Source organism: Ruegeria sp. CDSA141, from assembly GCF_059612005.1.
On sequence record NZ_JBXWPT010000001.1, the window covers coordinates 202833 to 229663 of the forward strand.

23 protein-coding genes are annotated in these 26831 nt (G+C 58.1%); 13 read left to right on the forward strand and 10 right to left on the reverse strand.

The window, feature by feature from the left end; all coding sequences use genetic code 11:
* The first annotated feature begins 97 nt into the window (after positions 1 to 97).
* The gene (locus AC2FLP_RS01010) at positions 98 to 676 is read left to right on the forward strand and encodes a TetR/AcrR family transcriptional regulator (protein ID WP_496681326.1); all 579 of its coding nucleotides are present in this window, start codon (positions 98 to 100) and stop codon (positions 674 to 676) included.
* On the opposite strand, the gene kynU is transcribed toward AC2FLP_RS01010, so the two are convergent.
* Positions 669 to 1862, reverse strand: coding sequence for a kynureninase (gene kynU / locus AC2FLP_RS01015; RefSeq protein WP_496681323.1), 1194 nt, complete (start codon positions 1860 to 1862; stop codon positions 669 to 671). The two genes, AC2FLP_RS01010 and kynU, sit on opposite strands and share 8 nt — an antisense overlap.
* Before the next feature lie 174 nt (positions 1863 to 2036).
* On the opposite strand from kynU, the gene AC2FLP_RS01020 reads away from it, so the two are divergent.
* The 6 genes from AC2FLP_RS01020 to AC2FLP_RS01045 all read left to right on the forward strand — a co-directional run bounded on the left by AC2FLP_RS01020 (position 2037) and on the right by AC2FLP_RS01045 (position 8764).
* Positions 2037 to 2486 carry a methyltransferase family protein gene (locus AC2FLP_RS01020; protein WP_299894667.1) on the forward strand — a complete coding sequence of 150 codons (450 nt, stop codon included), beginning with the start codon at positions 2037 to 2039 and terminating at the stop codon, positions 2484 to 2486.
* A 129-nt stretch (positions 2487 to 2615) separates the two neighbouring features.
* Positions 2616 to 4187 (forward strand): Re/Si-specific NAD(P)(+) transhydrogenase subunit alpha, encoded by a 1572-nt coding sequence (locus AC2FLP_RS01025; protein WP_299894664.1) that lies wholly within the window; start codon positions 2616 to 2618, stop codon positions 4185 to 4187.
* Positions 4188 to 4200: 13 nt separating this feature from the next.
* Positions 4201 to 5655, forward strand: a complete 1455-nt coding sequence (locus tag AC2FLP_RS01030) for an NAD(P)(+) transhydrogenase (Re/Si-specific) subunit beta (RefSeq protein ID WP_496681319.1) — start codon at positions 4201 to 4203, stop codon at positions 5653 to 5655.
* Positions 5656 to 5817: 162 nt separating this feature from the next.
* Positions 5818 to 6174 carry a VOC family protein gene (locus AC2FLP_RS01035; RefSeq protein ID WP_496681316.1) on the forward strand — a complete coding sequence of 119 codons (357 nt, stop codon included), beginning with the start codon at positions 5818 to 5820 and terminating at the stop codon, positions 6172 to 6174.
* Positions 6175 to 6281: 107 nt separating this feature from the next.
* Complete coding sequence (locus AC2FLP_RS01040; RefSeq protein WP_299894655.1) at positions 6282 to 7559, forward strand: DUF3422 family protein; 1278 nt, start codon at positions 6282 to 6284, stop codon at positions 7557 to 7559.
* Between the two features lie 68 nt (positions 7560 to 7627).
* On the forward strand, positions 7628 to 8764 hold the full coding sequence (locus AC2FLP_RS01045) for an MFS transporter (protein ID WP_496681314.1): 1137 nt from the start codon (positions 7628 to 7630) through the stop codon (positions 8762 to 8764).
* Positions 8765 to 8771: 7 nt separating this feature from the next.
* Here AC2FLP_RS01045 and AC2FLP_RS01050 read toward each other — a convergent pair whose 3' ends face one another.
* The 3 genes from AC2FLP_RS01050 to AC2FLP_RS01060 form a co-directional block, all read right to left on the reverse strand.
* Positions 8772 to 9752: an ABC transporter permease gene (locus tag AC2FLP_RS01050; RefSeq protein WP_117868374.1), complete on the reverse strand. Its 981-nt coding sequence runs from the start codon at positions 9750 to 9752 to the stop codon at positions 8772 to 8774.
* Positions 9745 to 10752 carry an ABC transporter permease gene (locus tag AC2FLP_RS01055; RefSeq protein WP_117868375.1) on the reverse strand — a complete coding sequence of 336 codons (1008 nt, stop codon included), beginning with the start codon at positions 10750 to 10752 and terminating at the stop codon, positions 9745 to 9747. Before AC2FLP_RS01055 ends, AC2FLP_RS01050 begins: the two co-directional genes overlap by 8 nt.
* Before the next feature lie 94 nt (positions 10753 to 10846).
* Positions 10847 to 12553: a peptide ABC transporter substrate-binding protein gene (locus AC2FLP_RS01060; RefSeq protein WP_117868376.1), complete on the reverse strand. Its 1707-nt coding sequence runs from the start codon at positions 12551 to 12553 to the stop codon at positions 10847 to 10849.
* A 285-nt stretch (positions 12554 to 12838) separates the two neighbouring features.
* Between AC2FLP_RS01060 and AC2FLP_RS01065 the strand changes: the two genes are divergently transcribed.
* Genes AC2FLP_RS01065 through AC2FLP_RS01085 form a run of 5 tightly spaced genes read left to right on the forward strand, consistent with a single transcriptional unit; the run spans position 12839 to position 19406 of the window.
* The gene (locus tag AC2FLP_RS01065; protein WP_496681311.1) at positions 12839 to 14659 is read left to right on the forward strand and encodes an ABC transporter ATP-binding protein; all 1821 of its coding nucleotides are present in this window, start codon (positions 12839 to 12841) and stop codon (positions 14657 to 14659) included.
* A gap of 5 nt (positions 14660 to 14664) precedes the next feature.
* The gene (gene argE / locus AC2FLP_RS01070; RefSeq protein ID WP_299894648.1) at positions 14665 to 15834 is read left to right on the forward strand and encodes an acetylornithine deacetylase; all 1170 of its coding nucleotides are present in this window, start codon (positions 14665 to 14667) and stop codon (positions 15832 to 15834) included.
* A 40-nt stretch (positions 15835 to 15874) separates the two neighbouring features.
* Positions 15875 to 17041 carry a M20 aminoacylase family protein gene (locus AC2FLP_RS01075; RefSeq protein WP_299894645.1) on the forward strand — a complete coding sequence of 389 codons (1167 nt, stop codon included), beginning with the start codon at positions 15875 to 15877 and terminating at the stop codon, positions 17039 to 17041.
* 15 nt (positions 17042 to 17056) lie between these two features.
* On the forward strand, positions 17057 to 18220 hold the full coding sequence (locus tag AC2FLP_RS01080; RefSeq protein ID WP_299894642.1) for a M20 aminoacylase family protein: 1164 nt from the start codon (positions 17057 to 17059) through the stop codon (positions 18218 to 18220).
* A gap of 22 nt (positions 18221 to 18242) precedes the next feature.
* Positions 18243 to 19406 carry a M20 aminoacylase family protein gene (locus AC2FLP_RS01085; protein WP_496681308.1) on the forward strand — a complete coding sequence of 388 codons (1164 nt, stop codon included), beginning with the start codon at positions 18243 to 18245 and terminating at the stop codon, positions 19404 to 19406.
* A 71-nt stretch (positions 19407 to 19477) separates the two neighbouring features.
* Here the strand turns inward: AC2FLP_RS01085 and AC2FLP_RS01090 are convergent, their stop codons facing one another.
* Together AC2FLP_RS01090 and moaA are read right to left on the reverse strand one after the other, a co-directional pair.
* The gene (locus AC2FLP_RS01090) at positions 19478 to 20776 is read right to left on the reverse strand and encodes a 3-deoxy-D-manno-octulosonic acid transferase (protein ID WP_496681306.1); all 1299 of its coding nucleotides are present in this window, start codon (positions 20774 to 20776) and stop codon (positions 19478 to 19480) included.
* 1 nt (position 20777) lies between these two features.
* A complete protein-coding gene (gene moaA / locus AC2FLP_RS01095) occupies positions 20778 to 21785 on the reverse strand; it encodes a GTP 3',8-cyclase MoaA (protein WP_117872627.1) in 1008 nt (335 codons plus the stop codon).
* A gap of 91 nt (positions 21786 to 21876) precedes the next feature.
* Here moaA and AC2FLP_RS01100 point away from each other — a divergent pair, with 91 nt between their 5' ends.
* Positions 21877 to 22308, forward strand: a complete 432-nt coding sequence (locus AC2FLP_RS01100; protein WP_299894635.1) for a hypothetical protein — start codon at positions 21877 to 21879, stop codon at positions 22306 to 22308.
* Here AC2FLP_RS01100 and AC2FLP_RS01105 read toward each other — a convergent pair.
* Genes AC2FLP_RS01105 through glmU form a run of 4 tightly spaced genes read right to left on the reverse strand, consistent with a single transcriptional unit; the run spans position 22296 to position 26713 of the window.
* The gene (locus AC2FLP_RS01105) at positions 22296 to 22982 is read right to left on the reverse strand and encodes a DNA alkylation repair protein (protein ID WP_496681304.1); all 687 of its coding nucleotides are present in this window, start codon (positions 22980 to 22982) and stop codon (positions 22296 to 22298) included. The genes AC2FLP_RS01100 and AC2FLP_RS01105 overlap by 13 nt on opposite strands.
* A 5-nt stretch (positions 22983 to 22987) precedes the next feature.
* Positions 22988 to 23530 carry a pyridoxamine 5'-phosphate oxidase family protein gene (locus AC2FLP_RS01110; RefSeq protein ID WP_496681302.1) on the reverse strand — a complete coding sequence of 181 codons (543 nt, stop codon included), beginning with the start codon at positions 23528 to 23530 and terminating at the stop codon, positions 22988 to 22990.
* A 3-nt stretch (positions 23531 to 23533) separates the two neighbouring features.
* A complete protein-coding gene (gene glmS / locus AC2FLP_RS01115; RefSeq protein WP_299894625.1) occupies positions 23534 to 25357 on the reverse strand; it encodes a glutamine--fructose-6-phosphate transaminase (isomerizing) in 1824 nt (607 codons plus the stop codon).
* Between the two features lie 3 nt (positions 25358 to 25360).
* Positions 25361 to 26713 (reverse strand): bifunctional UDP-N-acetylglucosamine diphosphorylase/glucosamine-1-phosphate N-acetyltransferase GlmU, encoded by a 1353-nt coding sequence (glmU, locus tag AC2FLP_RS01120; RefSeq protein WP_496681300.1) that lies wholly within the window; start codon positions 26711 to 26713, stop codon positions 25361 to 25363.
* Positions 26714 to 26831 lie beyond the last annotated feature (118 nt).

Consider the following 26831-nt stretch of genomic DNA (forward strand, 5'->3'; position numbering starts at 1 on the left):
GCGCACCTCGTGTTGCTGTGGCTGGTTATGACATAATTGTATAAAAGTGTCAGGATGTCAATTGACAAATTGAGCAAAAAATGTCAGATCTTCAGGCATGAAAGATAACAGTGACGGCTCACGGCAACAGGCGATCCTAAATTCGGCGTTTCAGGCCTTTTCCACTTACGGATACCGAAAGACCTCAATGGACGACATCGCGCGCGGCGCGGGGATGTCTCGGCCGGCGGTGTATCTGCATTACAAGAATAAAGAGGCGATCGTCAGCAAGCTGACTGAGTTGTACTATGCCGAAAAGAGCGTCGCGGTGGCCGAAGCGCTGGCGACGCAGGGGTCGGTGCCCGAGGTTTTGACCCGTGCAGTTCAGGCGCAGACCGAAGGGATGGCAAAAATTCTGGCCTCTCCTCATGGGCTTGAGATACTCGACAACACAAAGTCTCTGTCTTCGGAAATCATAGCGGCGGGTGAGGCGAAATTGGCCGCGCTCTATGCGGACTGGCTGACGCAACAAGAAAAGGCGGGCCGGGTTCGCCTGCTGGCTGACGCGGCAGAGACCGGTCGGACGATCACTGCCACGCTCAAGGGGTTGAAGCTCATTGGCGCCGGTGCCGAGATCTATGAGCAGCAGGTCGCACAGGTTGCGGCCCTTTTCGGCGCCGGGCTCGAAGTCAGGTAACGCGCTGACGGATCTTGTATTCGGGCGTGTCCCACAGGCGGTTCTGCATGATATCGGCGATAATCTCGACGGCGCGTTCGACATCGCCTTCGTCGATATACAAAGGTGTAAAGCCGAACCGCATTATGTCGGGTGAACGAAAATCTCCGATCACGCCGCGGGCGATCAGGGCCTGCATGGCGGCATACCCTTCCTTGAAACGGAACGAGATCTGGCTGCCACGCAGCTCTGGATTGCGGGGGCTGGCCAGTTGCAGATCCGGGCAGGTTGCCTCGACGCGTTCTATGAAAAGCTCGGTCAGTTCAACCGATTTGGCGCGAACGTCGGTCATGTCCGCCATATCCCAGATGTCCATGGCGGCCGACAATGCCGTCATCTGGATGATGGGTGGCGTTCCCACCCGCATCCGCTCAATGCCGTTGCCGGGGCGGTAATCGAGATCGAAGGCAAAGGGCGCTTCGTGCCCCAGCCAACCGGACAGGGCGGGGCGTGTGTTGTCTGCCAATCTGGGTGCGACATAGATGAAGGCCGGTGCGCCGGGACCTCCGTTGAGGTACTTGTAAGTACACCCGACCGCTAAATCGGCGTTGCACCCTGAAAGGTCCACGGGAATGGCCCCTGCGGAATGGGCCAGATCCCAGACCGTCACTACACCGTTGGCATGTGCCAGTTCGGTCAGCGCCTTCATGTCGTGCATGCGGCCCGAGCGGTAATCCACCTCGGTCAACGTAAGAACGGCGACCTCTTCGGTGATCGCGTCGGCTACGGATTCGGGATCGACAATCCGCAATTCGTAGTCGTCGCCGAGTGACCGCAACAGGCCATCCGCCATGTACAGGTCCGAAGGAAAGTTCCCGTTATCCGACAGAACCACTTTGCGATCCGGATTCAGTTCAAGGGCCGACGCCAGGGCCTGATAGACCTTGATCGACAAAGTGTCCCCGGTCACCACGCTGTCGGGCTCTGCTCCGATCAGACGACCAATCCGGTCGCCAAGCCCGGTGGGCAAGCCCATCCAACCTGCCTTGTTCCATCCGGTGATCAGCATTTGGCCCCATTCTTCGGTCAGCATCCTTTGTACTCGCGCGCCTGCCGATTTCGGCAGAGGGCCCAGAGAGTTGCCATCCAGATAGATGACACCCTCGGGCAGGTCGAACATGGCTTTGGTTGCTGCAAAATCAGTCATGAAGGCTCGCTAACTTGTGTGAACGTCGGTGATTGCTTTTGAGGTAGTCGATCCTCAAACGTGAGTCCATGCGATGCGACATACTGGTCTTTTGCCATTTTGACCCAAAAGCGGTAGGACATCGCTCAGATGCGACATGTGCTCGATCTTGTCGTCACTCAATGAGGGCTCTGCATGCGCTGGATAGATGTGCCGCCGGTTTGGCTGATTGCTTTTGCTGCGCTTGCCTGGTTGCAGGCCAAGTATCTGAAACTCGGCCTGTCGCTTGAGGGCGGTTTGACGGATCTTCTGAGCGGGGTGTTGATCGGAGGTGGCCTCCTGATGGCTGTCTTGGCAGTGGTCGAATTCCGCCGCCACAAGACAACTGTCGTTCCGCATGAAACACCGTCGTCTATGGTGCAATCAGGTATCTACAAGCGCAGTCGGAATCCGATCTATGCAGGCGATGTTCTGATCCTTGCAGGTCTTATTCTTCGTTTTGACGCCGTATTATCCCTGGTTCTTGTACCAGTCTTCGCCTGGGTGTTGGAGCGTCGGTTCATCCTGCCGGAAGAAGATCGCCTGCGTCGAACCTTTCGCGCCGACTTCGCGCGTTATGAACGCAAGACACGGCGCTGGGTCTAGGGTGAATTCTGCAATGACATCACGTCAGAAATGCTGCGCTTGCGAAATAATGTTGCGCAGGATACATCTTTGCTTAACAAAGAATACCGATCACCCGCTCAGACAGAGTAAGAATTAGGGGGACTGCCAGTGAAGATAGGCACGCCAAAGGAAATACTGGACGGCGAGAACCGGGTCGCGATGACACCGGACTCGGCCGTGCAACTTCAGAAACTGGGCTATGAGTGCCTGATCGAAAAAGGAGCGGGTGTTGCCGCCGGTTTTTCGGACGCGGCGTATGAGGCTGCGGGCGTAGAGGTGGTCAAGACTGCAGCGTCGCTGTGGAAAACCGCAGATATCATCGCCAAGGTTCGGATCCCGACCGAGACCGAGCTGAAACGTCTGACCAAGGGCAAGACACTGATTTCCTTCTTCAACCCTGCGGGCAACGAAGAGGGGATGGAACTGGCCAAATCCAAGGGCGCGAATGTAATCGCCATGGAAATGGTGCCGCGTATTTCACGCGCGCAGAAGATGGACGCATTGTCGTCGATGGCCAATATCGCGGGCTACCGCGCGGTGATCGAGGCGGGCAACAACTTTGGCCGTTTCTTCACCGGTCAGGTGACGGCGGCCGGTAAGGTGCCGCCTGCCAAGGTTCTGATTGTTGGCGCCGGTGTGGCCGGTCTGGCCGCGATCGGGACGTCGACCTCGCTGGGTGCGATCACCTATGCCTTTGACGTGCGCCCGGAAGTGGCCGAACAGGTCGAATCGATGGGGGCCGAGTTCGTCTATCTGGACTTTGAGGAAGACCAGCAGGACGGTGCGGCGACCGGTGGCTATGCCAGCGTTCAGTCCGAGGAATTCCGCGAGGCGCAGCTGGCCAAGTTCCGTGAACTGGCGCCCGAGATGGACATCGTCATCACCACGGCGCTGATCCCCAACCGCGAAGCGCCTGAGCTTTGGACCAAGGATATGGTCGAGGCGATGAAGCCGGGCTCGGTCATTGTTGATCTGGCGGCGGAAAAGGGCGGCAACTGCAAGCTGACCGTGGCCGATGAGAAGATCGTGACCGACAATGGCGTGACCATCATCGGCTATACCGACTTCCCCAGCCGGATGGCGGCGCAGAGCTCGACGCTCTATGCGACCAACATCCGTCACATGATGACCGATCTGACACCCGAGAAGGACGGTCAGATCAATCACGACATGGAAGATGACGTGATCCGAGGCTCGACCGTGACCTATGAGGGTGAGATCACCTTCCCGCCACCACCGCCCAAGGTGCAGGCGATCGCGGCGCAGAAGAAACCCGAGGTCAAGGAACTGACCCCGGAAGAGAAAAGGGCGCAGGAGGTTGCGGCCTTCAAGGCACAGACCAAGCAGCAGTTTACCCTGCTGGGGGTCGGCGGTGCGCTGATGCTGCTGGTGGGGCTGGTTGCTCCGGCCAGTTTCATGCAGCACTTCATTGTTTTTGTGCTGGCAATCTTTGTGGGCTTCCAGGTGATCTGGAATGTCTCGCACTCACTGCACACACCGCTGATGGCGATCACCAACGCGATCTCGTCGATCATTATCGTTGGAGCCTTGATGCAGATCGGATCGGGGTCGTTCCTGGTTATCCTGCTGGCGGCGCTGTCTGTCTTCATGGCCGGGATCAACATCTTTGGCGGCTTCCTCGTAACCCGGCGCATGCTTGCCATGTTCCAGAAATCTTAAGGAGGCCGGGCACATGGATTATGGCTTCACTACTGCCGCTTATGTCGTTGCGGCTGTCCTGTTCATCCTTTCGCTCGGCGGTCTGTCGAACCAGGAAAGCGCCAAGCGCGCGGTCTGGTATGGCATCGTCGGTATGGCGCTGGCGGTTTTTGCCACGCTGGTCGGCCCCGGTTCCGGTCTGTGGCTGCTGTCGTTGCTGTTGATCGCGGGCGGTGGCTTTATCGGCCAGTATGTCGCGAAACGCGTGCAGATGACCGAAATGCCGCAGCTGGTGGCCGCGATGCACTCGCTGGTTGGTCTTGCGGCTGTGTTTGTTGGCTTCAACGCCCATTTTGAGATCGGCAACGTGGCGCAGGTCATGGCCATTGCTGACAGTGCAAGCCAGGCGGACCTGTCTGACCTGGGGGCTTTCGCCAAACTGATCGCCAAGAAAACCCCGGCTGAGCTGGCAATCCTGCACGTGGAACTGTTCCTGGGCATCTTTATCGGTGCGATCACCTTTACCGGTTCGGTCGTCGCCTATGGCAAGCTCGCAGGTAAAGTGACCTCGGCAGCGACCAAGCTGCCCGGAGGCCATGCGCTGAATGCGACGGCGGCAGGTCTCTCGCTGATCTGCCTGATCTGGTACACTGCCTCGGGCGGTCTGCTGCCGTTGATCCTTATGACGCTGGCGGCGCTCTTCATCGGTTATCACCTGATCATGGGCATCGGTGGTGCTGACATGCCGGTGGTTGTGTCGATGCTGAACAGCTATTCCGGCTGGGCGGCTGCGGCGATTGGCTTCTCGCTGGGCAACGACCTGCTGATCGTGGTCGGTGCGCTCGTGGGCTCGTCAGGTGCGATCTTGTCCTACATCATGTGTAAAGCGATGAACCGTCATTTTGTCAGCGTGATCCTGGGCGGCTTTGGCGGCCCGCAGGGTGAGCAGATGGCCGTTGAAGGCGAGCAGATCGCCATCGAGGCCGACGGTGTGGCTGCGGCCCTGAACGACGCTGACAGCGTGATCATCATCCCCGGTTACGGCATGGCCGTGGCGCAGGCGCAGCAGTCGGTTTCTGAGCTGGTGCGCAAGCTGCGTGCCAAGGGCAAGAATGTTCGTTTCGCTATTCACCCCGTTGCGGGCCGCTTGCCGGGCCACATGAACGTATTGCTGGCCGAGGCGAAGGTGCCGTATGACATTGTTCTGGAAATGGATGAGATCAACGATGACTTCCCGGACACGGATGTGGCCATCGTCATCGGCTCGAACGACATCGTGAACCCTGCGGCGCAGGAAGACCCCAACAGCCCCATCGCCGGGATGCCGGTTCTGGAATGCTGGAAGGCCAAGCAGGTGTTTGTGTCAAAGCGTGGTCAGGGTACCGGGTATTCGGGTATCGAAAACCCGCTGTTCTTCAAGGAGAACACCCGCATGTTCTATGGCGACGCAAAAGCCAGCTTGGACAAGCTGCTGCCCATGATCGAATGATCGCCAGGTTTGATCAGAGTGCAAAGGGCGCCTTAGGGCGCCCTTTTCTTTTTGAGTGTGCATGGGGGCGTTGCCCCCAAAACCCCCGGGATATTTCCAGCCAGATGAAGCAGGCGGAGTGTGGTAGTCTGGGGTGGAGCCGAGGATTGCAGGAGGTCGAAGATGGAGAAGGTGAACGGCATTGGCGGTGTGTTCTTTCGCGCCCGCGATCCAAAGGCGTTGAGCGCCTGGTATGAGAAGCACCTGGGCGTCAATTACTATGACCCCGTGCCCTGGAAGCAGCGTGAAGGCTATACGGTCTTTGCGCCATTCGCCGAAGACACCGAGTACTTCGGTCGGGCCGATCAACAGTGGATGATCAATTTCCGTATTGATGATCTGGCCGCGATGACGGCGCAGCTTGAGCAAGCTGGAATTACAGTGGAAGCCAATCCGGACTGGGACAGCGAGGTTGGAAAATTTGCCCGCATTCATGATCCCGAAGGCAACCCCATCGAGCTGTGGCAGCCAAATCAATGAGATAGCAGTGTTGTATACTATTGTATCCTTGTAAGTATATGAAATAAAAAGATAATTGATGTATCGTTTATGTGTCGTATAGTGCGCGTGACGAGGCGGAGCCCTGAATGACACCGATAGATGACCATCCCCTTCGCTATGCGCTGGCCAATGAACTGCATGCTCGACCGTTCCCGGTCGCGTCAATGCCCTGTACGGTGGTCTTTCTGGCGATCAAGAAACCAGAGGCTGCGGTCGCTCGTGATCGTCGTGAGGATTTGGCTCACTTGATCGACCTGCTGGACCGCCACGGCGCGCAGCATCCTCAACCTGATGCAACACATTACGCGGGTCAGATTGGTCGCCACTGGTTGAAGTGGGAGCAGCATACCGAATTCGTGACCTACACCGCGATCGCTCAGAACGTGAGTGATCGCGCCTTCAACCCGGCCGACTTTGAAGTCTTTCCGCCTGATTGGCTGATGGCCAGCCCGGGGCAAAGGGTAACGTCAGCGATGGTGCGCGTCGTTAAACGCGAAAGTGACGATGTGGTGAAGTCAAAACTGCTGGATTGGTTCGAGCCGGAAAGCCTGGCCGTGGCCAGAGTATTGGACGATGCCGCCATTTGCGCCAGTGACTTTCGTATCGATCCGGCAGGACATATGCGTTTTGCTTTGTTCGTGGCCGAGGGCACCGGACGGCGCCGGACGGGGCGAATTATTCAGCGCCTATGCGAAATCGAAACGTATAAGGCGATGTCGATGCTGGGTTTTGCGCGCGTCAAGCAGCTGATGCCGCGTATCGGGGAACTGGACGGGCAACTCACCCGGTTGATGGGGCAGATGACCGACAACTCGGCTCAGCCTGACGTGCTTTTGCAGGATTTGCTGTCAACGTCGATTGAACTCGAAACTTTGTCGGCCCGGTGCTCCTTCCGGTTCGGCGCCACGGGCGCTTATGAGGCTATCGTCAACCAGCGGATCGAAGTGTTGCGAGAACAGCGTTTCGAGGGTGGTCAGAATTTTGCCGATTTCATGATGCGTCGCTATGACCCCGCAATTCGCACCGTGAAATCTACGGAACGCCGCCTTCAGGCCTTGTCGGACCGGGCCATCCGTGCTGGTGAACTGCTGCGGACTAGGGTGGATGTTGAACGCAGCGCGCAAAACCAGGCGTTGCTGGAAAGCATGGACCGTCGCGCCGATCTGGCACTTCGTTTGCAGCACACGGTAGAGGGGCTTTCTGTCGTTGCCATCAGCTATTATGCGGTTTCGCTGGTCAGCTACCTTTTGTATCCGTTGACGGCCTCTGGCATCAGCAAAGGCATGCTGACAGCGGCGGTTACGATCCCTGTTGTCGCCGGGGTGTGGTACGCGGTCCGACGTATTCGCAAACGGCTCGGTTAAGCCGCAATTGCCAAGTTTCATCTGGCCTGTAGAAAGCGGGCACTTGGAACGCAGAGCGAGGGAGTCACATGATAAGCGTAGTTGCCGCATGGCGTGCTGTCGCCGCCATGTTCATTCTGAATGGTGCCCTGTTCGGGATCTGGGCGTCACGCATTCCCGCCGTGCGAGACAGGTTGGAACTGTCTCATGAGGCACTGGGATACGGTCTGTTGTTCATGGCGGCGGGGGCCGTCTGCTCGTTTCCGATAACCGGGCGACTGACGGATCGTTTCGGCGCTGTCGCAATCACCCGGATCATTGCGGTTCTGTACACAGTGTCGCTGATCTTGCTTGCCCTGGCTGATGGGTTCTGGGGGCTGGCGGTGTTCCTGTTTATCTTTGGCGCCTTCCACGGGTCCATGGATGTTGCGATGAATGCGTGGGCCGCTGAGGTTGAGCAGGCGTACGACAAACCCGTAATGTCCTCTTTCCACGCAATGTGGAGCCTTGGGGCCGGTCTTGGCGCACTCAGCGGGTATGTTGCGGTTCAGATGGGGCTAACAGTTCTTGAGCATTTCCTCTTTGCTGGTGGTGTGGTTGTTGGTCTGGCACTTGCCTCATCAACGGTAAGCTGGACGTCGAGACGATCCGATGGCCCCCAAAGTTCAGTCTTTGCGTTGCCGTCGGGCACGTTGATACTGGTCGGCTTTGCGGCCCTGTGCGGTGCCTTGGGGGAAGGGGCCGTCGCGGATTGGAGCGCGATTTATCTGCGTGACATCACGGCGGCATCTGAAAGTGTCGCCGCCTTGGGCTATGCGGTGTTTTCAGTGACCATGGTGGCGTTTCGACTTGCAGGTGCCGTTGTTATCACGCGGTTCGGCCCGGTCGTTACGGCCCGTTTCGGCGGTATTTGCGCCGCGTTCGGGGTTTTCGCGGTGGTTTCTGCGGCGACGCCTTTGACTGCGTTGGCCGGGTTTGCCTTGATGGGAATAGGCTATGCCGTGATCATGCCGCTGGCATTCAGCCGGGCGGCCAGCGATCCGAATGTGCCGCCGGGGCAAGCCATCGCAAGCGTTGCGACTTTGGGGTATGGGGGGCTGTTGATCGGGCCGCCGTTGATCGGTCTTCTGGCGGAATTGTTTGGCCTGCGTTTGGCTTTTGCCGTACTGCTGCCATTGGCCGTTCTGATCGTGCTGTTGGCCGGCGCACTGAAGCGCGCCGGCTAGGTTTAGTTCAACGACCGCGGATGCGCGGATCCAGCGCGTCGCGCAGACCGTCACCCAGATAGTTGACGCTGAGAACGGTAAGCGAGATCGCCAGACCGGGCCAGAACACGCGCTCGGGGTATTGCTGCAGATAATCGACACCGTCAAACAGCAGGCGGCCCCATGTCGGGAAGTCAGGTGGGAAGCCCAAGCCCAGGAACGACAACGCGCTTTCGGTGATGATGGCCGTGGCAATCCCCAGCGTCGCCGATACCATGATCGGAGACAACACGTTCGGCAGGATATGCCGCGCGATGATCTGCGAATTGCTGGTACCGATGGACCGGGCAGCCAGAACAAATTCGCGCTCTTTGATGGCCAACACGTCACCGCGTACGATCCGTGCTGTAGGCATCCACGAAGTGATGCCGATGGCACAGACGATCAGGATGAAGATCCCCCGCTCCAGCCCGAACGCGGCCGACAGGGGTTCGCGGAAGAGCAGCATCATGACCAGCAGCAAAGGCAGCAGGGGCAGGGCCAGAAACAGATCGGTCAGGCGCATGAGCGGGCCATCCAGCCGTCTGAAGAACCCCGCCAGAACGCCGATGAACGATCCCAGAAACAGCGCCAGCAACATCGCTGTGATGCCCACGGATACCGAAGTTTGCCCCCCCGACATCATGCGGGCCAGAATATCCCGGCCCAGTTGGTCCGTGCCGAAAGGATGCCCCCAGCTGGGTCCCTGATTTCGGGCTCGGATATCGATCTGCGTCGGATCAATGCTCCAGAGATATGGCCCCAGATACACGCCCGCCACGATGAAGATGAACAGGATCGCCCCGATCATTGCGCCTTTGTGTGTCTTGAACTGATCCCACACATCGCGCCATTGGCTGCGGGGTGGGGTGGCAAGTTCTTCCATCACGTCAGCAGTCGGCAGTGCGGTCGAGGCAGGAGCAAGCCCTTCGTCCGGGACCAGCGTATCGGTACGATCATGATCAGTCATAGCGAATCCTCGGGTCCAGAATGCCATAGAGAACGTCCGCGATCAGGTTGAACAGGACGATCAACACGGCAAAGATGAAGGTCAGGGTTTGCACCATGGGCAGGTCGTTTGCCTGAATTGCCCCGATCAGCAACTGACCGATACCATTCACCTTGAACACCTGTTCGGTGATGATTGCGCCACCGAAGATAGCCGGGATACCCAGCGCAATAACCGTCACCACGGGGATCATCGAGTTCCGCAGCACATGGACCATGACCACCGTGTATTCGCTCAGGCCTTTGGCGCGGGCGGTTCGGACGTAATCCTGATTGAGATTGTCCAGCATCGAGGCGCGCATGAACCGGCTGAGCTGCGCCGTGATTTGCAGGGCCAGAACCATGACGGGCATGATCATCTGTTTTAGCTGCAGCATGAAGCTGTCCCAACTGTTGACCACAAGCGTGGTGTCATAGATCGACGGGAACCAGCCCAGTTGGACCGAGAAGATCACGATCACCAGCACACCCGAAAAGAAGGGCGGGACAGAAAAACCGACCATCGACACGAAAGTACCCATCTGGTCAAACCAGGAATACTGACGATAAGCCGAATAGATCCCGATAGGCAGGGCGATCAGGATGGCGACCACGTATGCGGTGCCGACAACCCACAGGGTCTGGGGAATCCGCTGAACGACGATGTCCATGACAGGCGAACGGGTCTGCCAAGATATCACGCGCAGGTCGCCTTCGGAAAAGGTTGTACCGAACATCGAGTCGATCAGAACCTGCGGTTCGATCCAGAAGAACTGCACGATCCACTTCCAGAACCGGATATGCATCGGTTGGCCGAGGCCAAGCGCCTCGCGCATCTTTTCTTTGACTTCGGGGGGAACGGTGAGCGGAACCTGCGCCATCGGATCGCCGGGTGCGAGTTCGAGGAGCAGGAAGATGACGAGGCTGATGAACAGCAGTGTTGGAACCGCCAGCACCAGTCGTCTGATTGTAAAATTAAGCATTAAGAGGCGCCTTTATATGCGTCTTCTTGTTGGGGTGGTATGCAAATGACCGCGCCCCGATAACGATCGGGGCGCGGTTTTGCAAGGTCAGGGCTTAGGAACCGGTCTTGCGGTACCAGTCCGCAATGTTCCACAGCTCGCTGTCCCAAACGTTCAGGACAACGCCACCCAGGGTGTTTGCGTGCGCCGACAGACGACCACGGTGAACCAGCGGGATCATGCCACCGTTTTCAACCATGATGTCGTTCAGCTTTTTCGCGATCTCGGCACGTTGCTCAAGACCCGCAGTTTCAGCCAGCTGACCGTGCAGCTTGTCGAACTCTTCGTTGCAGAAGCGGCTGATGTTTTCACCCTGCCACTGGGTCTCGGGGCGAGGTGCCTTATCGCACAGGCCGTTGCCCAGATAGGACTGCGGGTCGGTGCCGTTGAAGGTGTTGGCGTACATCTCAACGTCAGCATAGAACTTCTGGAAGGTGTCAGGCGAGCCCGGGTCACCACCGAAGAAGACCGACGCGTTGATGTTGCGCAGTTCGGATTCGATACCGATCTGGCTCCACCACTCCTTGATCAGCGCCTGGAAGTCCTGACGGACAGCGTTGGTCGAGGTCTGGTAGACGATTTTCAAAGGAACACCGTCTTTTTCGCGAACGCCGTCGCCATCGGTATCCACGATACCCGCATCATCCAACAGCTTTTTCGCGCCTTCGATATCCTGCGTGTCGCAGGTCATCGAGGTCGAGTTGAACGCGGCAGGCGCCGGAACCCAGTTGCAGGTCACTTTACCAGCCTGACCATAGCCGATCTCCACCAGCAGCGGACGGTCGATGGCCATGGACATGGCTTTGTAAACGGCCGGATCCTTCAGGAACGGGTGCGGGTGCTTTGCGGTCGAACGCTCGCCTTCCGGTAGGTCGGGCGACGGGTTGGTCTGGTTCATCATGATACGCTCGACCAGCGGGCCGAAGCCTGCAACCGGCGTACCTTTGCCACCTTCCTGCATCTGTGCGATCACTTCAGGCGCCAACTGAAGGTTCCAGGCATAGTCAAATTCACCGGTTTCCATGACGGCACGACCAGCAGCAGTTGCGTCACCACCGCCCTTGAAGGTCACAGTCGCAAAGGCCGGTTTGGCCGGGTCACGATAATTGTCATTTGCCTTGAATGTAATCACGTCGTTCGGTTTGAACTCGGTGACGACAAATGGGCCGGTTCCGATGGGGTTGAAGTTCTGGTCGGTGCATTCAGGCGCTTTCGCACCAAGGCAATCGGCGAACTGTGCGGCCTGAATGATCGGGCTTTCGCCGCCGACAAACGGGCCATAGGGGAACGGTGTTGGCTTGTCGAAGGTAACTTTAACGGTCAGGTCATCAACAGCTTCGACCGAGGTGACGCCTTCGAACTTTGTCACCTGCGCGCAGCCACCTTCCGGGTGCATACAGTAATCGGCGGTGAACTTCACGTCAGCGGCGGTGAACGCAGAGCCGTCCGACCATTTGATTCCCGGCGTGATTTTCCATGTGATCGACGTCAGATCTTCGCTGACACCGCCATTTTCCACGGTCGGAATCTCGGATGCCAGATACGGCACCATGTTGCCGTCCTGATCGTAGCGGGCCAGAGGCTCGATCACCAGCGAAGCTGATTCCACGTCTTTCGTGCCGCCGGACAGGAACGGGTTCAGGATCGACGGAGCCTGCCAATAGATGATGCTGACATTGCCGTCCGAACCGCGCTCGGCAAAGGCCGCGGGGGCCATTGCCGTGCTTGCGATCGCACCAAGCAAAAGGGTTTTGATTTTCATAAGTCACTCCCGAATTGGACACGTTCGTGTCTCGATTATCTCCGCAAGGCCTGCGGGTTTGGCGTTGCCGTCTTGGGTTAAGGCTTTGACTAGCAAAGATAATAGCGCTAACGGTTTCCGTTGGCACCGCCGCCCCAAGCCGGTTACGTTGGGTATCGAAACAGAACTTGAGAAAAATGCAAGTGGTGCCGTCGCGAAAATGTGTAATGGGTTTGACTTTTCCCAGTGGCCCGCCGTAGCGTTCGGCATTCAGAACAAGAATAACGTCGTCAAGGGAGCGCGCACGTGCTGGATCAGCCTATTGCTCAAATCAGAAAACTACGGGTGGAGTTTCAGACGAAGGACGGTCCTGTTGTCGGCGTTGAGGACGTTTCGTTCGAGGTCAAACCAGGCGAAACCGTTTGTATCGTTGGCGAATCGGGCTCGGGAAAGTCGGTTTCGTCATTGTCTTTGATGCGGCTGGTCGAGTTCGGTGGCGGCAAAATCGCGGGCGGAGAGCTGCTGTTTGATCGTCGCGATGGCGAAGAAGTGGACCTGGCCAAGGTCGATCAGGATCTGATGAAACAGATTCGCGGCAATGAAATCGGGATGATCTTTCAGGAGCCGATGACCGCCCTGAACCCCGTTTTCACCGTTGGTCGCCAGTTGACCGAAGGACTGCGTATCCACAAGGAAATGTCGAAGTCACAGGCAGAAGCGCGGGCGCTTGAATTGTTGCGCCAGGTTCGCATACCTGAGCCTGAGCGCCGCCTGAAACAGTATCCGCACGAGCTGTCGGGCGGGATGCGTCAACGCGTTGTCATTGCGATGGCTATGGCCTGTGAGCCGCGCCTGCTGATCGCCGACGAACCCACCACAGCGCTTGACGTGACCATTCAGGCCGAAATTCTCGCGCTGATGGACCGTCTCAAGCGGGAAACCGGCACGGCTGTGATGTTCATCACCCACGATATGGCTGTGGTTGCCCAGATGGCCGACCGTGTCGTCGTCATGTACCGCGGCAACAAGGTCGAAGAAGGCACCGTCAAAGAAATCTTTGAAAACCCGCAGCACGACTATACCAAAGCCTTGCTGGCCGCGGTGCCGAAACTGGGCGAGATGCAGGGTAAATTTGCGCCCGAGCCGATGAAACTGCTGGGGGTCGAAGGGCAGAACATTGCACCGATCCCGGGCACAGACGAGGTTCTTCTGACCGTCAAGAACCTGACGACCCGGTTCCCGGTCAAAGGCGGGCTTTTGCGGCGCACGATCTCGAACGTTCATGCGGTCGAGGATGTCTCGTTCACACTGAACAAAGGTCAAACGCTCAGTCTTGTCGGCGAATCCGGGTGCGGCAAGTCTTCGGCGGGGCGCTCGATCCTGCGACTGGTCGAGCCTCTGGCGGGCGAGATTGATATGGACGGTGTTGATATCATGAAGCTTGAACCGTCTGGCTTGCGCAAGGCGCGGCTGGACATGCAGATGATCTTTCAGGATCCGTTCGCCTCGCTGAACCCGCAGATGCAGCTGGTCGATCAGGTGGCCGAGCCGATGCGCAACTATGGCGTGGCATCGGGATCGGAACTGCAGGACCGCGTGGCGCAACTGTTCGACAAGGTGCAACTGCCGCGCAGCTTCATGCGTCGGTTCCCGCATGAAATGTCGGGCGGTCAGCGGCAGCGGATTGCCATCGCGCGGGCTCTGGCCCTGAACCCCAAGCTTATCATCGCGGATGAGGCGGTTTCGGCCCTCGACGTGTCGGTGCAGGCGCAGGTTTTGAACCTGATGATGGAATTGCAGTCCGAACTGGGCCTGTCTTATCTGTTCATCAGTCACGATATGGCCGTGGTTGAAAGGGTCAGCCATTATGTCGGGGTCATGTATCTGGGTCGAATTGTCGAACTTGGGCCCCGGGCGCGGGTATTCGAGAACCCGCAGCATCCCTATACACAGGCGCTGATGAAGGCGGTTCCGATTGCGGACCCGAACAAGCGGAAATCGGAAAAGGATCTGAATTTCAAACCGATCCCATCTCCGATTCATCCCACTGACTACACGCCGGAACCTTCGCAATATCGAGAGGTTGAGGCCGGGCACTTCATTCTGACCACCGACAGCGGGTATTGACCCCAATGGCGAAACGCTTGACGCCGCTTGAGATCATGACAAAGTTGATCTCATTTCCGACCGTAAGCCGTGACACCAATCTGCCGCTGGTGGATTGGGTTGAGGAATATCTGCAAGGTCATGGAATCGCACCCCATCGGTGGCCGGACCCGGATCAACCGCACAAGGCTGCAATTTTTACGCATGTGGGTCCGATGGAAGAGGGTGCGCTGGTTCTGTCCGGGCATACGGATGTCGTGCCGATCGAAGGGCAGCCTTGGGATTCCGATCCGTTCACGGTGACCGAGAAGGACGGCAAGTATTTCGGTCGCGGCACCTGCGACATGAAGGGTTTTGACGCTCTGGCGATCTGGGCTCTGGTCGAGGCGCATTACGCTGAAATAAAGCGGCCGCTGCAACTTGCGCTCAGCTTTGACGAAGAGGTCGGATGCACCGGTGCGCCGCCCATGATTGAGGCAATGCAACAGGTCTTGCCCAAGGGATCAGCAGTGATCGTGGGTGAGCCGTCAATGATGCAGGCTGTGACGGGGCACAAGGGCGGGTTCGGCTTTGATACTCACATCGTGGGGTTCGAAGTGCACAGTTCGATCATGCATACCGGCGTGAATGCGATCATGGCGGCGGCACCTCTGATCGACTGGGCAAATCACAGAAATGCCGAAAGCATGGCCGCTGAGCCGAGCGAAATCGCGGTCGTATTTGACCCGCCGTGGACAACCTGTCATGTCGGAATGATAGAAGGCGGGACAGCCCACAACATCACTGCCAAAGACTGTCGGTTCATGATGGATTTCCGCACCGTGCCGGATGAGTCAAAGGCGCAATGGCAGGAAGCGTATTTTCAGCAGGTCCGCGCGGCCGAGGCACGGATGCAGGCTGTCCACCCTGAAACACGCATCGAACTGAAGGAACATTTTTCAATTCCGGGACTGGTGCCTGAACGGGACGGAGAAGCGGAAGCTTTAGTGCGCACGCTGACCGGGGATAATGCAAGCCACGTTGTCAGCTACGGGACAGAGGCGGGGCAGTTTCAGGAGGCCGGGTATTCAGCCGTGATTTGCGGTCCTGGTGATATTGCCCAGGCTCATCAGCCGAACGAGTTCATATCGATCGCGCAGTTCGATGCGGGGCACAAGTTTATGCAACGACTGGTTGAAAAGCTCGGCGCGGCGTAAGATTCAACATAGCATCAATTGTTCAGAGGAAGGTCTTGAGATGCCTGTCAAAAACAGACTTGCAGAAATGCACGGCGATATTGCCGCGTGGCGCCGCCACCTGCATGCGCATCCTGAATTGATGTATGACGTGCACGAAACCGCTGCTTTTGTCGTCGAGCGCCTCAAGGAGTTTGGTGTTGATGAGATCACTCCGGGAATTGGCAAGACCGGTGTCGTGGCCGTTATCCGCGGGCGGCAGGACACGACCGGGCGCGTAATCGGACTGCGCGCAGATATGGACGCACTGCCGATCGAAGAGGCGACTGGGCTGGACTATGCTTCTACCGTTTCGGGCAAGATGCACGCCTGCGGGCATGACGGGCATACCTCGATGCTGCTTGGGGTCGCCCAGTACCTGGCTGAAACCCGAAACTTCGATGGCACTGTTGTTCTGATTTTTCAGCCCGCAGAAGAAGGCGGTGCAGGCGGTCTGGCCATGTGTCGGGACGGCCTGATGGAACGCTGGGGCATTGATGAGGTCTATGGCATGCACAATATGCCGGGGTTGCCAGTGGGCGAGTTCGCGATCCGACCCGGCGCATTGTTGGCCTCATCTGATGAGTTCGAAATCACGATCACCGGCAAGGGCGGACACGCCGCCGCACCGCATGACGCGGTAGACACGACTTTGGTGGCCTCGCATATTGTCGTGTCGTTGCAATCGGTTGTGGCGCGCACCGTCGATCCGATCAAACGCGTCGTCCTGACCGTGGGCACGTTCGAAACGGACAGCGTCGCGTCGAACGTGATCGCGCACACCGTCCGTTTGCAGGGGACCGTCCGGACACTCGACCCAGAATACCGCACGATAGCAGAAGAGCGCGTGCGCAGGATCGCCGAGGATACGGCCTCGGCCTTCGGCGCAAAGGCAGATGTCGTCTGGACGCCGGGGTATCCGGTAACGGTTAACTCCGAGGCTGAGACGGCGTACGCTGCCGAGGCAGCCGAGGCCGTCGCGGGCAAGGTCAATGACAACACTGATCCGATCATGCCCTCGGAAGATTTCGCCTACATGCTTGAAGAACGGCCCGGAGCCTACATCTTTATCGGGAACGGGGACACGGCCATGTGCCATCACCCGGAATACAACTTTGACGACGACGCGATTCCCGCCGGCTGTAGCTGGTTTGCCGAGATCGTGGAACGACGATTGCGCGTCGCTTAAATCAGGGAGAATGCCATGCCGATCAAAAACCGCCTCGCAGAGATGCACGAAGAGATCACAGGTTGGCGGCGTGACATTCACCAACATCCGGAAATCCTGTACGACACGCACCGCACCAGTGCACTGGTGGCCGACAAACTGAAGGAATTCGGCTGTGACGAGGTCGTAACCGGCATCGGGCGTACCGGCGTGGTCGGGGTTATTCGCGGCAAAAGCGACACGCAGGGCCGCGTGATTGGTTTGCGGGCCGATATGGATGCCCTGCCGATGCAGGAACAGACCAGGCTGGACTATGCCTCGAAAACACCAAATGCGATGCATGCCTGCGGGCATGACGGGCATACTGCCATGGTCTTGGGAGCGGCAAAGTACCTGTCTGAGACGCGCAATTTCGATGGCACCGCAATCGTGATCTTTCAGCCCGCCGAAGAGGGCGGGAATGGCGCAGAAGCCATGTGCAAGGACGGTCTGATGGACCGGTTTGGCATTCAGGAAGTTTACGCGATGCACAATGTGCCGGGCGTGGCGACCGGGCAATTCGCAATCCGCTCAGGCCCGTTGCTGGCGGCGGCGGACGAGTTTGACATCCATCTTGAAGGGCGCGGAGGCCACGCGGCAAAACCCCATGAGACGGTCGATACAACCGTGATGCTGTCGCAACTGATTGTCGCGTTGCAGACGATCGTGTCGCGCAATGCGGACCCGATCCTGCAAGCCGTGCTGTCGGTGACGTCCGTTGAGACGTCTTCGACAGCGTTCAACGTGATCCCGCAATCGGCGCAGATACGCGGTACCGTGCGGACCCATTCCAACGAGATGCGTGATCTGATCGAACAGCGCCTCAAAGAGGTCGCCGAAGGGATTGCAGGAACATTCGGTGGTTCCGTGAAAGTCAATTACACGCGTGGCGTGCCGGTGACGATCAACGCCGAAACTCAAACGGGATATGCGGCAGAAGCCGCGGTCTCGGTCGGGGGCAGCTGCATCGAGGCACCGATGGTGATGGGGGGTGAGGATTTCTCGTTCATGCTGGAGGAACGGCCCGGAGCCTTTATCGTTCTGGGCAACGGTGACAGCGCCGGGTTGCACCACCCTGAATACAACTTCAACGACGAGATCATCCCGATCGGATGCTCATGGTTCGCAGAAATGGTCGAGCGCCGAATGCCGGCGGCTTGAACTGAATTAGGAGAGAGAAGACATGCCAGTCAAAAACCGCTTTGCCGAGTTGCAGGATGAGATCACCGCGTGGCGACGGGATCTGCACGAAAACCCGGAAATCCTGTTCGAAACGCACCGTACCAGCGCAATGGTGGCCGAGAAGTTGAAGGAGTTTGGTTGCGACGAGGTCGTCACCGGCATCGGGCGAACCGGCGTTGTTGGCGTGATCAAGGGCAAGTCGGACAGCAGGGGCAAGGTGATCGGTCTGCGGGCAGATATGGATGCGCTGCCTATCCATGAGGCGACGGGATTGGACTATGCCTCGAAAACACCGGGCGCGATGCATGCCTGCGGCCATGATGGCCACACGGCGATGCTTTTGGGTGCTGCGAAATACCTGTCGGAAACCCGAAATTTCGATGGGACGGTTATTGTGATCTTCCAACCTGCCGAAGAGGGCGGCGGCGGTGGTCGTGAAATGTGTGAAGATGGCATGATGGACCGCTGGAGTATTCAGGAAGTCTACGGCATGCACAACTGGCCGGGTCAACCTGTAGGTAAGTTCGCAATCCGTCCCGGTTCCTTCTTTGCCGCAACCGATCAGTTTGACATCACTTTTGAAGGGCGAGGTGGTCATGCTGCCAAGCCGCATGAAACAGTAGACACCACGGTACTGGCTGCGCAGGCGGTTTTGGCGCTTCAGACCATTTCCTCGCGCAATGCCGATCCGATCGATCAGGTCGTGGTGTCGGTGACGTCGTTCGAGACCTCGTCGAAAGCGTTCAATGTGATCCCGCAGACTGTTCAGATCAAAGGCACCGTGCGCACCATGAGCAAGGATATGCGGGATCTGGCCGAAAAGCGGATCAATGAGATCTGCAATGGAATCGCGGCCACGTTCGGAGGCACCGCAAACGTGACCTACATCCGCGGGTACCCGGTGATGGTGAACAGTGAAGAACAGACAGAGTTCGCCGCAGCTGTTGCCCGGTCGGTATCCGGCGATTGTGACGATGCGCCTTTGGTCATGGGAGGCGAGGACTTTGCCTTCATGCTGGAGGAACGTCCCGGGGCCTATATTTTAATGGGTAACGGCGATACGGCCATGGTTCACCACCCGGAGTACAACTTCAACGATAAGGCGATTCCCGCCGGGTGCAGCTGGTGGGCAGAGATCGTTGAGCAGCGTATGCCGGCGGCCTGATCGGACGAGTGGGGGCTCTGCCCCCACACCCCCGGGATACTTTTGGCCAGATGAAGAGGGATCCCGCCCGGTCACGTCAGGTCGAGCGAACAGGATAGCGTGTCAACAACAGAGTCCAGAGCGTTGCTTTGGGTCTTGACGCAGGTTTGGGCGGCGCTGCGGGCCTTTTTCAGGGCCTGACCGTCTGAAAGCCAATGCTCGACCGCCGCGGAGAGATCTTTTTCGGTTCGAACCTCCATGGCGCCACCGGTTTTGATCAACGGCGCGAATGTTTCTGCAAAATTGAAGTATCCGGGGCCGGTAATCACGGCGGCTCCGGCCTGTGCCGGTTCGAATGGGTTGTGACCGCCGATGTCTTTCAGAGAGCCACCCAGGAACACGATGGGACACAGCGCGTACCATGTGCCGGTCTCACCCAGTGTATCCGCGACATATACCTGGGTCTCGGCTTTGATCGGGGAATTTTCGGATCGGAACGCGGCGTTGAGATCGGAGGCTTCCAGTAGTTTGGCGATATCGCCGCAGCGCTCTGGGTGGCGCGGGATCAGCAGCAGCATCAGATCGGGCCAGCGTTCCAGAAGTGATTTATGCGCGGCCAGAACGCTTTCCTCTTCGCCTGCGTGGGTCGAGCTGGCGATCCACACCGGTCTGCCAGAGACTTGAGAACGTATGTCATCCAGTGTGTTGTGGTCCACGGGAAGGGGATCGGACATGGCTTTGAGATTGGTGCCGGGCCGGACGCGATCGGCAGGGGCACCCATCGACGTGAGGTTGGCTGCGGTTTTGTCGTTCTGCGTCAGGAACAGGTTGAATTTGTTCAAGACGAACCGCGCTGTTCCGGGGCGCTTTTTCCAACCAGCGACGGACTTGTCCGACAGTCGTGCATTCAGAAGGGCGAGCGGAATGCCGCGTTCGGCACTTTCAACAATCAACCGTGGCCAGATTTCACTTTCGACGAAAACCCCGCCCTCTGGTTGCCAATGGCTCAGAAAGCGCCGGACCGGACCTGAAGTGTCAAGCGGCGGGTATTGATGCCGTGTGCGGGGCGGCAGGCGTTTTTCGATAAGAGCCGCTGAGGTCGGGGTGCCGGAGGTGATCAGAAATTCGGTTTCGGGCAGGCGGTCAGCCAGCCGTCTGATCAGGCTGAGGACCGAAAGGCTTTCGCCAACGCTGGCGGCGTGGAACCAGATCAAACGCCCATTTGGCCTAGGCAGGCTGGCATGTCCAAGTCGTTCTTGTTGCCGCTCAACAGGTACGTTTGCTGCCCGCAACTTATTCCGAACAATTCGCCATATCAGAGGTGCTGCAAGAGACGTGAGGGTGCAGTACACATGATACAACGCCGTGGGGCGGCCGTTGTGATCCGGCATATCAGCCGCCTGTGTGACTCATGTGACGGCTCATCCTGCCATCGACGGCTTGGCGCGAATAGTCGAAGTCATGCCCCTTGGGCTTGAGATTGATGGCAGATCGGATCGCGTCTTCAAGTGGCTGTTCGGTATCAGGATGATCGCGCAGGGCTCCGCGCAGGTCAGACATATCTTCCTGACCCAGGCACATGTAAAGTTCGCCCGTGCAGGTCAGGCGGACCCTGTTGCAGCTTTCACAGAAATTGTGCGACAGCGGCGTGATAAAGCCGATTTTCTGGCCGGTTTCCTCGAGCCGCACGTAACGGGCCGGGCCACCGGTGCGTTCGGCCAGATCGGTGACCGAATAGTGGTTTTCGTATTCTTTCCGCACGTCTTTGAGCGACCAGTACTGATCCAGGCGGTCTTCGTTGCCGATGTCGCCCATAGGCATGACTTCGATCCAGGTCAGATCCATGTCCCGCTCGGCACACCAGTCCGTGATTTTCGGAAGTTCGGGTTCATTGAACCCTTTCAGCGCGACCGCGTTGATCTTGATCCGCAGGCCAGCCTTTTGCGCGGCGTCAATTCCGTCCAATACCTGTTTCAGGCGACCCCAGCGCGTGACCTTGGCAAACTTGTCATCGTCCAATGTATCCAGAGAGACATTCACCCGCCGCACGCCAGCGGCATACAGGTCTTCGGCGAAGCGGTGCAGTTGCGATCCATTTGTTGTCAGCGTTAGTTCTTTTAAAGCACCGCTGTCCAGGTGGCGTGTCATCGAGTTGAAGAACGTCATGATATTCCGACGCACCAACGGCTCACCACCCGTGATGCGCAGCTTTTCGACACCCATCCTGACGAAGGTCGAGCACATCCGGTCCAGTTCTTCCAGTGTCAGCAGGTCTTTCTTGGGCAGAAAGGTCATGTTTTCGGACATGCAATACACGCAGCGGAAGTCGCAGCGGTCCGTGACGGAGACGCGGAGATACGTAATGGCGCGGGCAAACGGGTCGATGAGCGGAGCTGTCATGATGTAATAGGTAAAGCCGTAACATGCCCGCGACAAGGGCGAACTGTGCTTTGCGCTGGAACAGATAGGCGCAGGGCTGTAGGTTTCAGCCATGAAGAAAACACTTGTTTTACTATTTGTGGTCATGGCTGGATGCGACGCCGTGCGGTCAACGACTGACCGAGTTTTAGGCCGTGGCGACGCGCCTGCCCAGACGGCACCCGACGCTGAAGTAGGTACCGCAGTTGCTGAAGAGGTGCTGCAACCCGAACCGGTTTCCGCGCGGCCTAACTGGGTCGGGGCGAAAACCACCATAGCCGGGCTTGGGGATCCGACCACTCCGGGGCGCTGGATGCAGACACCGCTGGTGGACACCGAAGTTACGGCGCGCGTAGTAGTGCCACGAACAGGGGCGCAGGCCTACATCACTTTGGTCCCGGTCTCCGGCCCGGACAGTAGCGGCAGCCGCTTGTCTCTGGACGCTATGAGGGCGTTGTTGGTGCCTTTCGACGAACTCGTTGAGGTCGAAGTCTACGCAGATTGATTTTTCAGGTATTTACCTGCTTCACGGCGGGCAAAGGGTTTCATGGTACCGCCGTGTTGGTTCAGAAAGGTGATGACACGCTTTGGGTCGTGTTTGGACAACTCTCGCAGCCACCAGGCGACGGATTTCTGAATGAACCAGTTGCGGTCCGGAACATATCCGGCAGCCCAGCCAAGGATGCGATCACGGCGGTGCAGGTCGTCGGGCTTGGGGTGGTTCTGTTTGGTCCAGGGCAGGGTTGCAACCAGGGCCGCGCGTCGGGTCCACATGTGATCGGACTGGGTCCAATGTTCAACCTGATCCAGTCGGTCAGGATCTGCTGAAAGCCGCTTTTGCATCGCCATGCACGCGTGATCCGCGACGGCCCATGCATCGAAATCCGGCAGCCAGCTTTGAAGCAAGTCCCAAACCGTCGCGTCAGGTCGGATGCGCGCCTGAGTCAAAAGCTTGGATGCAGCAAGACGCCCTTCGTGGATGTTTGTTTGCCATAACGCGCCCGCCAATGCGATCCGCGCCGGCACATCCAGTTCTTGCCGCCACGCCTTGGTCAGGTCGTTGAGAACCGGGTTTGCGACGCCCAGATAGATGCGATCCGCCTTATGATAACTAGCCATCTGGCTCGCCCGTTCGGGGTCACCATGCGCTTTGATCTGATCGAGATATCCGGTCAGCATGGGGATCACAATGGAACGCCTGTTGGTTTCCCATCAATCGTCTGGCCGTTCCTTTCCATCCAATAGGAACGGATTTCCTCATCTGATTTTCCATCTACCCATTTCTGCATTGTATCTCGGTCGGATTGGAACTCCATGAAAGGCACGGCATAGCCGCAGGAGGTCTGCACCATTTCGATGGACTGGTCATAGATTTGCCGTGCACTGCGGTGACTTGGGAAGAGACCGGCTAGGTCGTCCCAACCTTCGTTGCCAACATGCAGGCAACGCGCTGTTCCATAGGTGCGCAGAATCATCGGACGCGTTGCGAAAGAACACCACATCAGCGTCATCCGGTTGACCTGCAAAAGATGCCCCGCAGTTTCGTTGCCACTGCCAGTCAGGTTCATCCAGACAATACGGTTTGGTCCCAGTATACGCAGCGAGTCCATTCCTTTTGGGGAAATATTGACCCGACCTTCGGCCCCGGCAGTGCCGACGAAGAACATATGCTGTTCTTCAATGAACTTTTGATGCGCATCATCAAGCTGCGGGAACTGCTTGGCCATAAATCACTCCACCGTTACCGACTTTGCCAGATTGCGCGGCTGATCCACATCCGTGCCCTTGGCAACAGCCGTGTGATAGGCCAGCAGTTGTGCGGGCACCGAGTAGAGGATCGGTGCAAGGCTGGTGTGAACATGTGGCATGCGGATGGTGCTCCAGACACCGTCGCCGGCCTCGTCAATGCCATCATCATCAGAGACAAGGATCACTTTACCTTTCCGTGCCATCACTTCCTGCATGTTCGAGACGGTCTTGTCGAAAACCGTATCACGTGGAGCCATGACAACCACGGGCATATGCTTATCGATCAGGGCGATAGGGCCGTGTTTCAACTCTCCCGACGCGTATCCTTCGGCGTGGATATAGCTGATTTCCTTGAGCTTCAGCGCGCCTTCCATTGCCAGCGGATACATCAGGCCACGGCCCAGAAACAGGACGTCGCGCGCCTCGGACAGGCGTTGGGCGGCCTTGCGGATTGCCCGGTTCTGATCGAGTGCCGCGTTCAGTACAGTCGGCAACCCACGCAGCGCAGCGGCATGATCGGCGATTTCCTCATCCGTCAGCGTGCCCCGGTCTGCGGCGGCCTTGAGCGCCAGCATCAGCAGCACGCTCAACTGGCAGGTGAAGGCCTTGGTCGAGGCGACGCCGATCTCGACACCGGCATGGATCGGCAAGGCGATATCGCTTTCCCGAGCGATCGAGCTTTCGGGGACGTTGACGACCGAAACGATCTTGTCGGCCTTGCCCTCGCAATAGCGCAACGCGGCCAGGGTGTCGGCGGTTTCACCCGACTGGCTGACGAACAGGGCCAGCGTCCGGTCCGTGATCGGAGGTTCGCGATAGCGGAACTCGCTGGCAATATCGACCTCTACGGGCATTTTGGCCAGTTGTTCGAACCAGTACTTCGCGATCAGGCAGGCGTAAAACGCGGTGCCACAGGCCACCATGGTCAGGCGATCCAGCTTGCTGAAATCCAGATCCGTGTCCGGCAGCACCACGCGGTCGCCGCCCGTGGGCAGGTAGGACCGGATTGCTTCCGCCACAACGATGGGCTGTTCAGCGATTTCCTTGGCCATGAAGTGCTTGTGTTCGCCCTTGTCCGCGCGCGCATGATCCAGCTTGATCTTGCGCTTTTCCCGGTTTGCCAGCTCACCGGCCTCGTTGCGGATTTCAAGTGACGTCCTGGTCAGAACCGCGCGGTCGCCTTCTTCCAGATATGTGATCTGATTGGTCAGCGGGGCCAGAGCAATGGCATCAGACCCCACATACATCTCACCATCCCCATGGCCGATGGCCAGTGGTGATCCCTTGCGGGCCGCCACGATCAGGTCGTCCTCACCGTCGAACAGAAAGGCCAGTGCAAATGCGCCTTCCAACTGGTCGATTGTCTTGAAGGCGGCCTCAACCGGGGACAGGCCCAAGTTCAGGTGGTGTTCAGTCATAAGAGCAACCGTTTCCGTGTCGGTTTCGGTTTGGAAATCAATACCATGTTCGGCTAGTTCGGCCCTCAGGTCGCGATAGTTTTCGACGATGCCGTTATGAACGACGGCCACCGGGCCCGCCTTGTGCGGATGTGCATTGTTGACTGACGGGGCGCCATGTGTGGCCCAGCGGGTGTGGCCAATGCCGGATTTTCCGGGAAGAGGATCATGAACCAGTAGGTCGCTGAGGTTGACCAGCTTGCCAACCGCGCGCCGCCGGCCCAATGCGCCGTCGTTGACGGTTGCAATCCCGGCGCTGTCATAGCCGCGATATTCCAGCCGTTTCAGGGCTTCTACTAGAATGGGGGCGGCCTCGTGCTGCCCCAAAACACCTACTATTCCACACATTTCTCAGGCCTTTTTATCGTGGCGAGCCTTTTTCGCCTTCAACATATCAAACAATTTACGCGCATATCCGGGCTTGTTTTCCTGCTTGGCGCGGGCCACGGCCAATGCCTCGGGGTCCACATCCTTGGTCACGACAGTGCCCGTTGCGGTCATCGCCCCATCTCCTACAGTAACCGGGGCAACCAGCATGGTGTTCGAGCCGATAAAGACGTTCTCACCAATCGTGGTTTTATGCTTCATCACGCCGTCATAGTTACAGGTGATCGTCCCCGCGCCGATGTTGGTCGCAGCGCCAACGGACGCGTCACCGATATAGCTGAGGTGATTGACCTTTGCGCCTTCGGCGATTTCGGCATTCTTGATCTCGACAAAATTGCCGACCCGAGTGTTTTCAGCGAGTTCGGCGCCGGGGCGCAGGCGAGCGTAGGGGCCGACGACCGCGCCCCGGCTGACATGGCAGCCCTCAAGATGCGAAAAGGCCCGGATCGTCGCGCCGCTTTCAACAGTGACGCCCGGTCCGAACACCACATTCGGTTCGATCACCGTATCGCGCCCGACCACCGTATCCGCAGCCAGGTACACCGTCTCTGGAGCCATCAATGTGACGCCCAGGTCAAGAAGCTCAGCTCGGGCGCGCGCCTGAAACACGGCATCTGCAGCGGCCAGATCAACGCGAGAGTTCACGCCCAGTGTCTGTGCCTCATCGCAAGCGACAGCGGTCACGTTCAGTCCACGGCTGCGCGCAATTTCAACCACGTCAGTCAGATAGTACTCGCCCGAAGCGTTGTCGTTTCCGACCTCATCGATCAACGAAAACAGCAGCTGCGCGTTGCAGGCCAAAAGCCCTGAATTGCAGAAACTTATGGATCGTTCTTCATCTGAAGCATCTTTAAACTCGACAATGCGTTCCAGCACATCGCCATTCATGACCAACCGGCCATAACGGGCAGGGTCGACCGCCTCAAAGCCAAGAATGACCAAGTCATTCCCGGACCGTGCATCGATCATCCTTTCCAGCGTGTCGGGCTGCAAGAACGGGGTGTCGCCGTAAAGAACAATCACATCGCCATCGAATCCGCTCAATGCGTTCCGGGCCTGAGCGACCGCATGGGCTGTTCCCAACTGGTCTTCCTGAACGGCGATTCGCACATCTTCATCCTCGGCCATTGCAGCCTTGGCCACAGCTTCGGACCCGTGGCCGGTAACGATCACAGTACGTTCGGGCGACAGGACGGATCCGGCGCGCATCGCATGGATCAGCATCGGAACCTGAGCGATGGGATGCAGGACTTTGGGAAGATCCGAATTCATCCTGGTGCCTTTTCCGGCGGCAAGGATGACAAGGGCATTGCTCATGAAATCGTTTTCTCTTTGTGTTTTGTTGCGGTCCGTTTTATCCGCTGAGGTCAAAGGCGCAAGCCGTTCGGCAATCAAACAAGATTGCCGATTGAAACAGGACACGGCGAAAACCTGC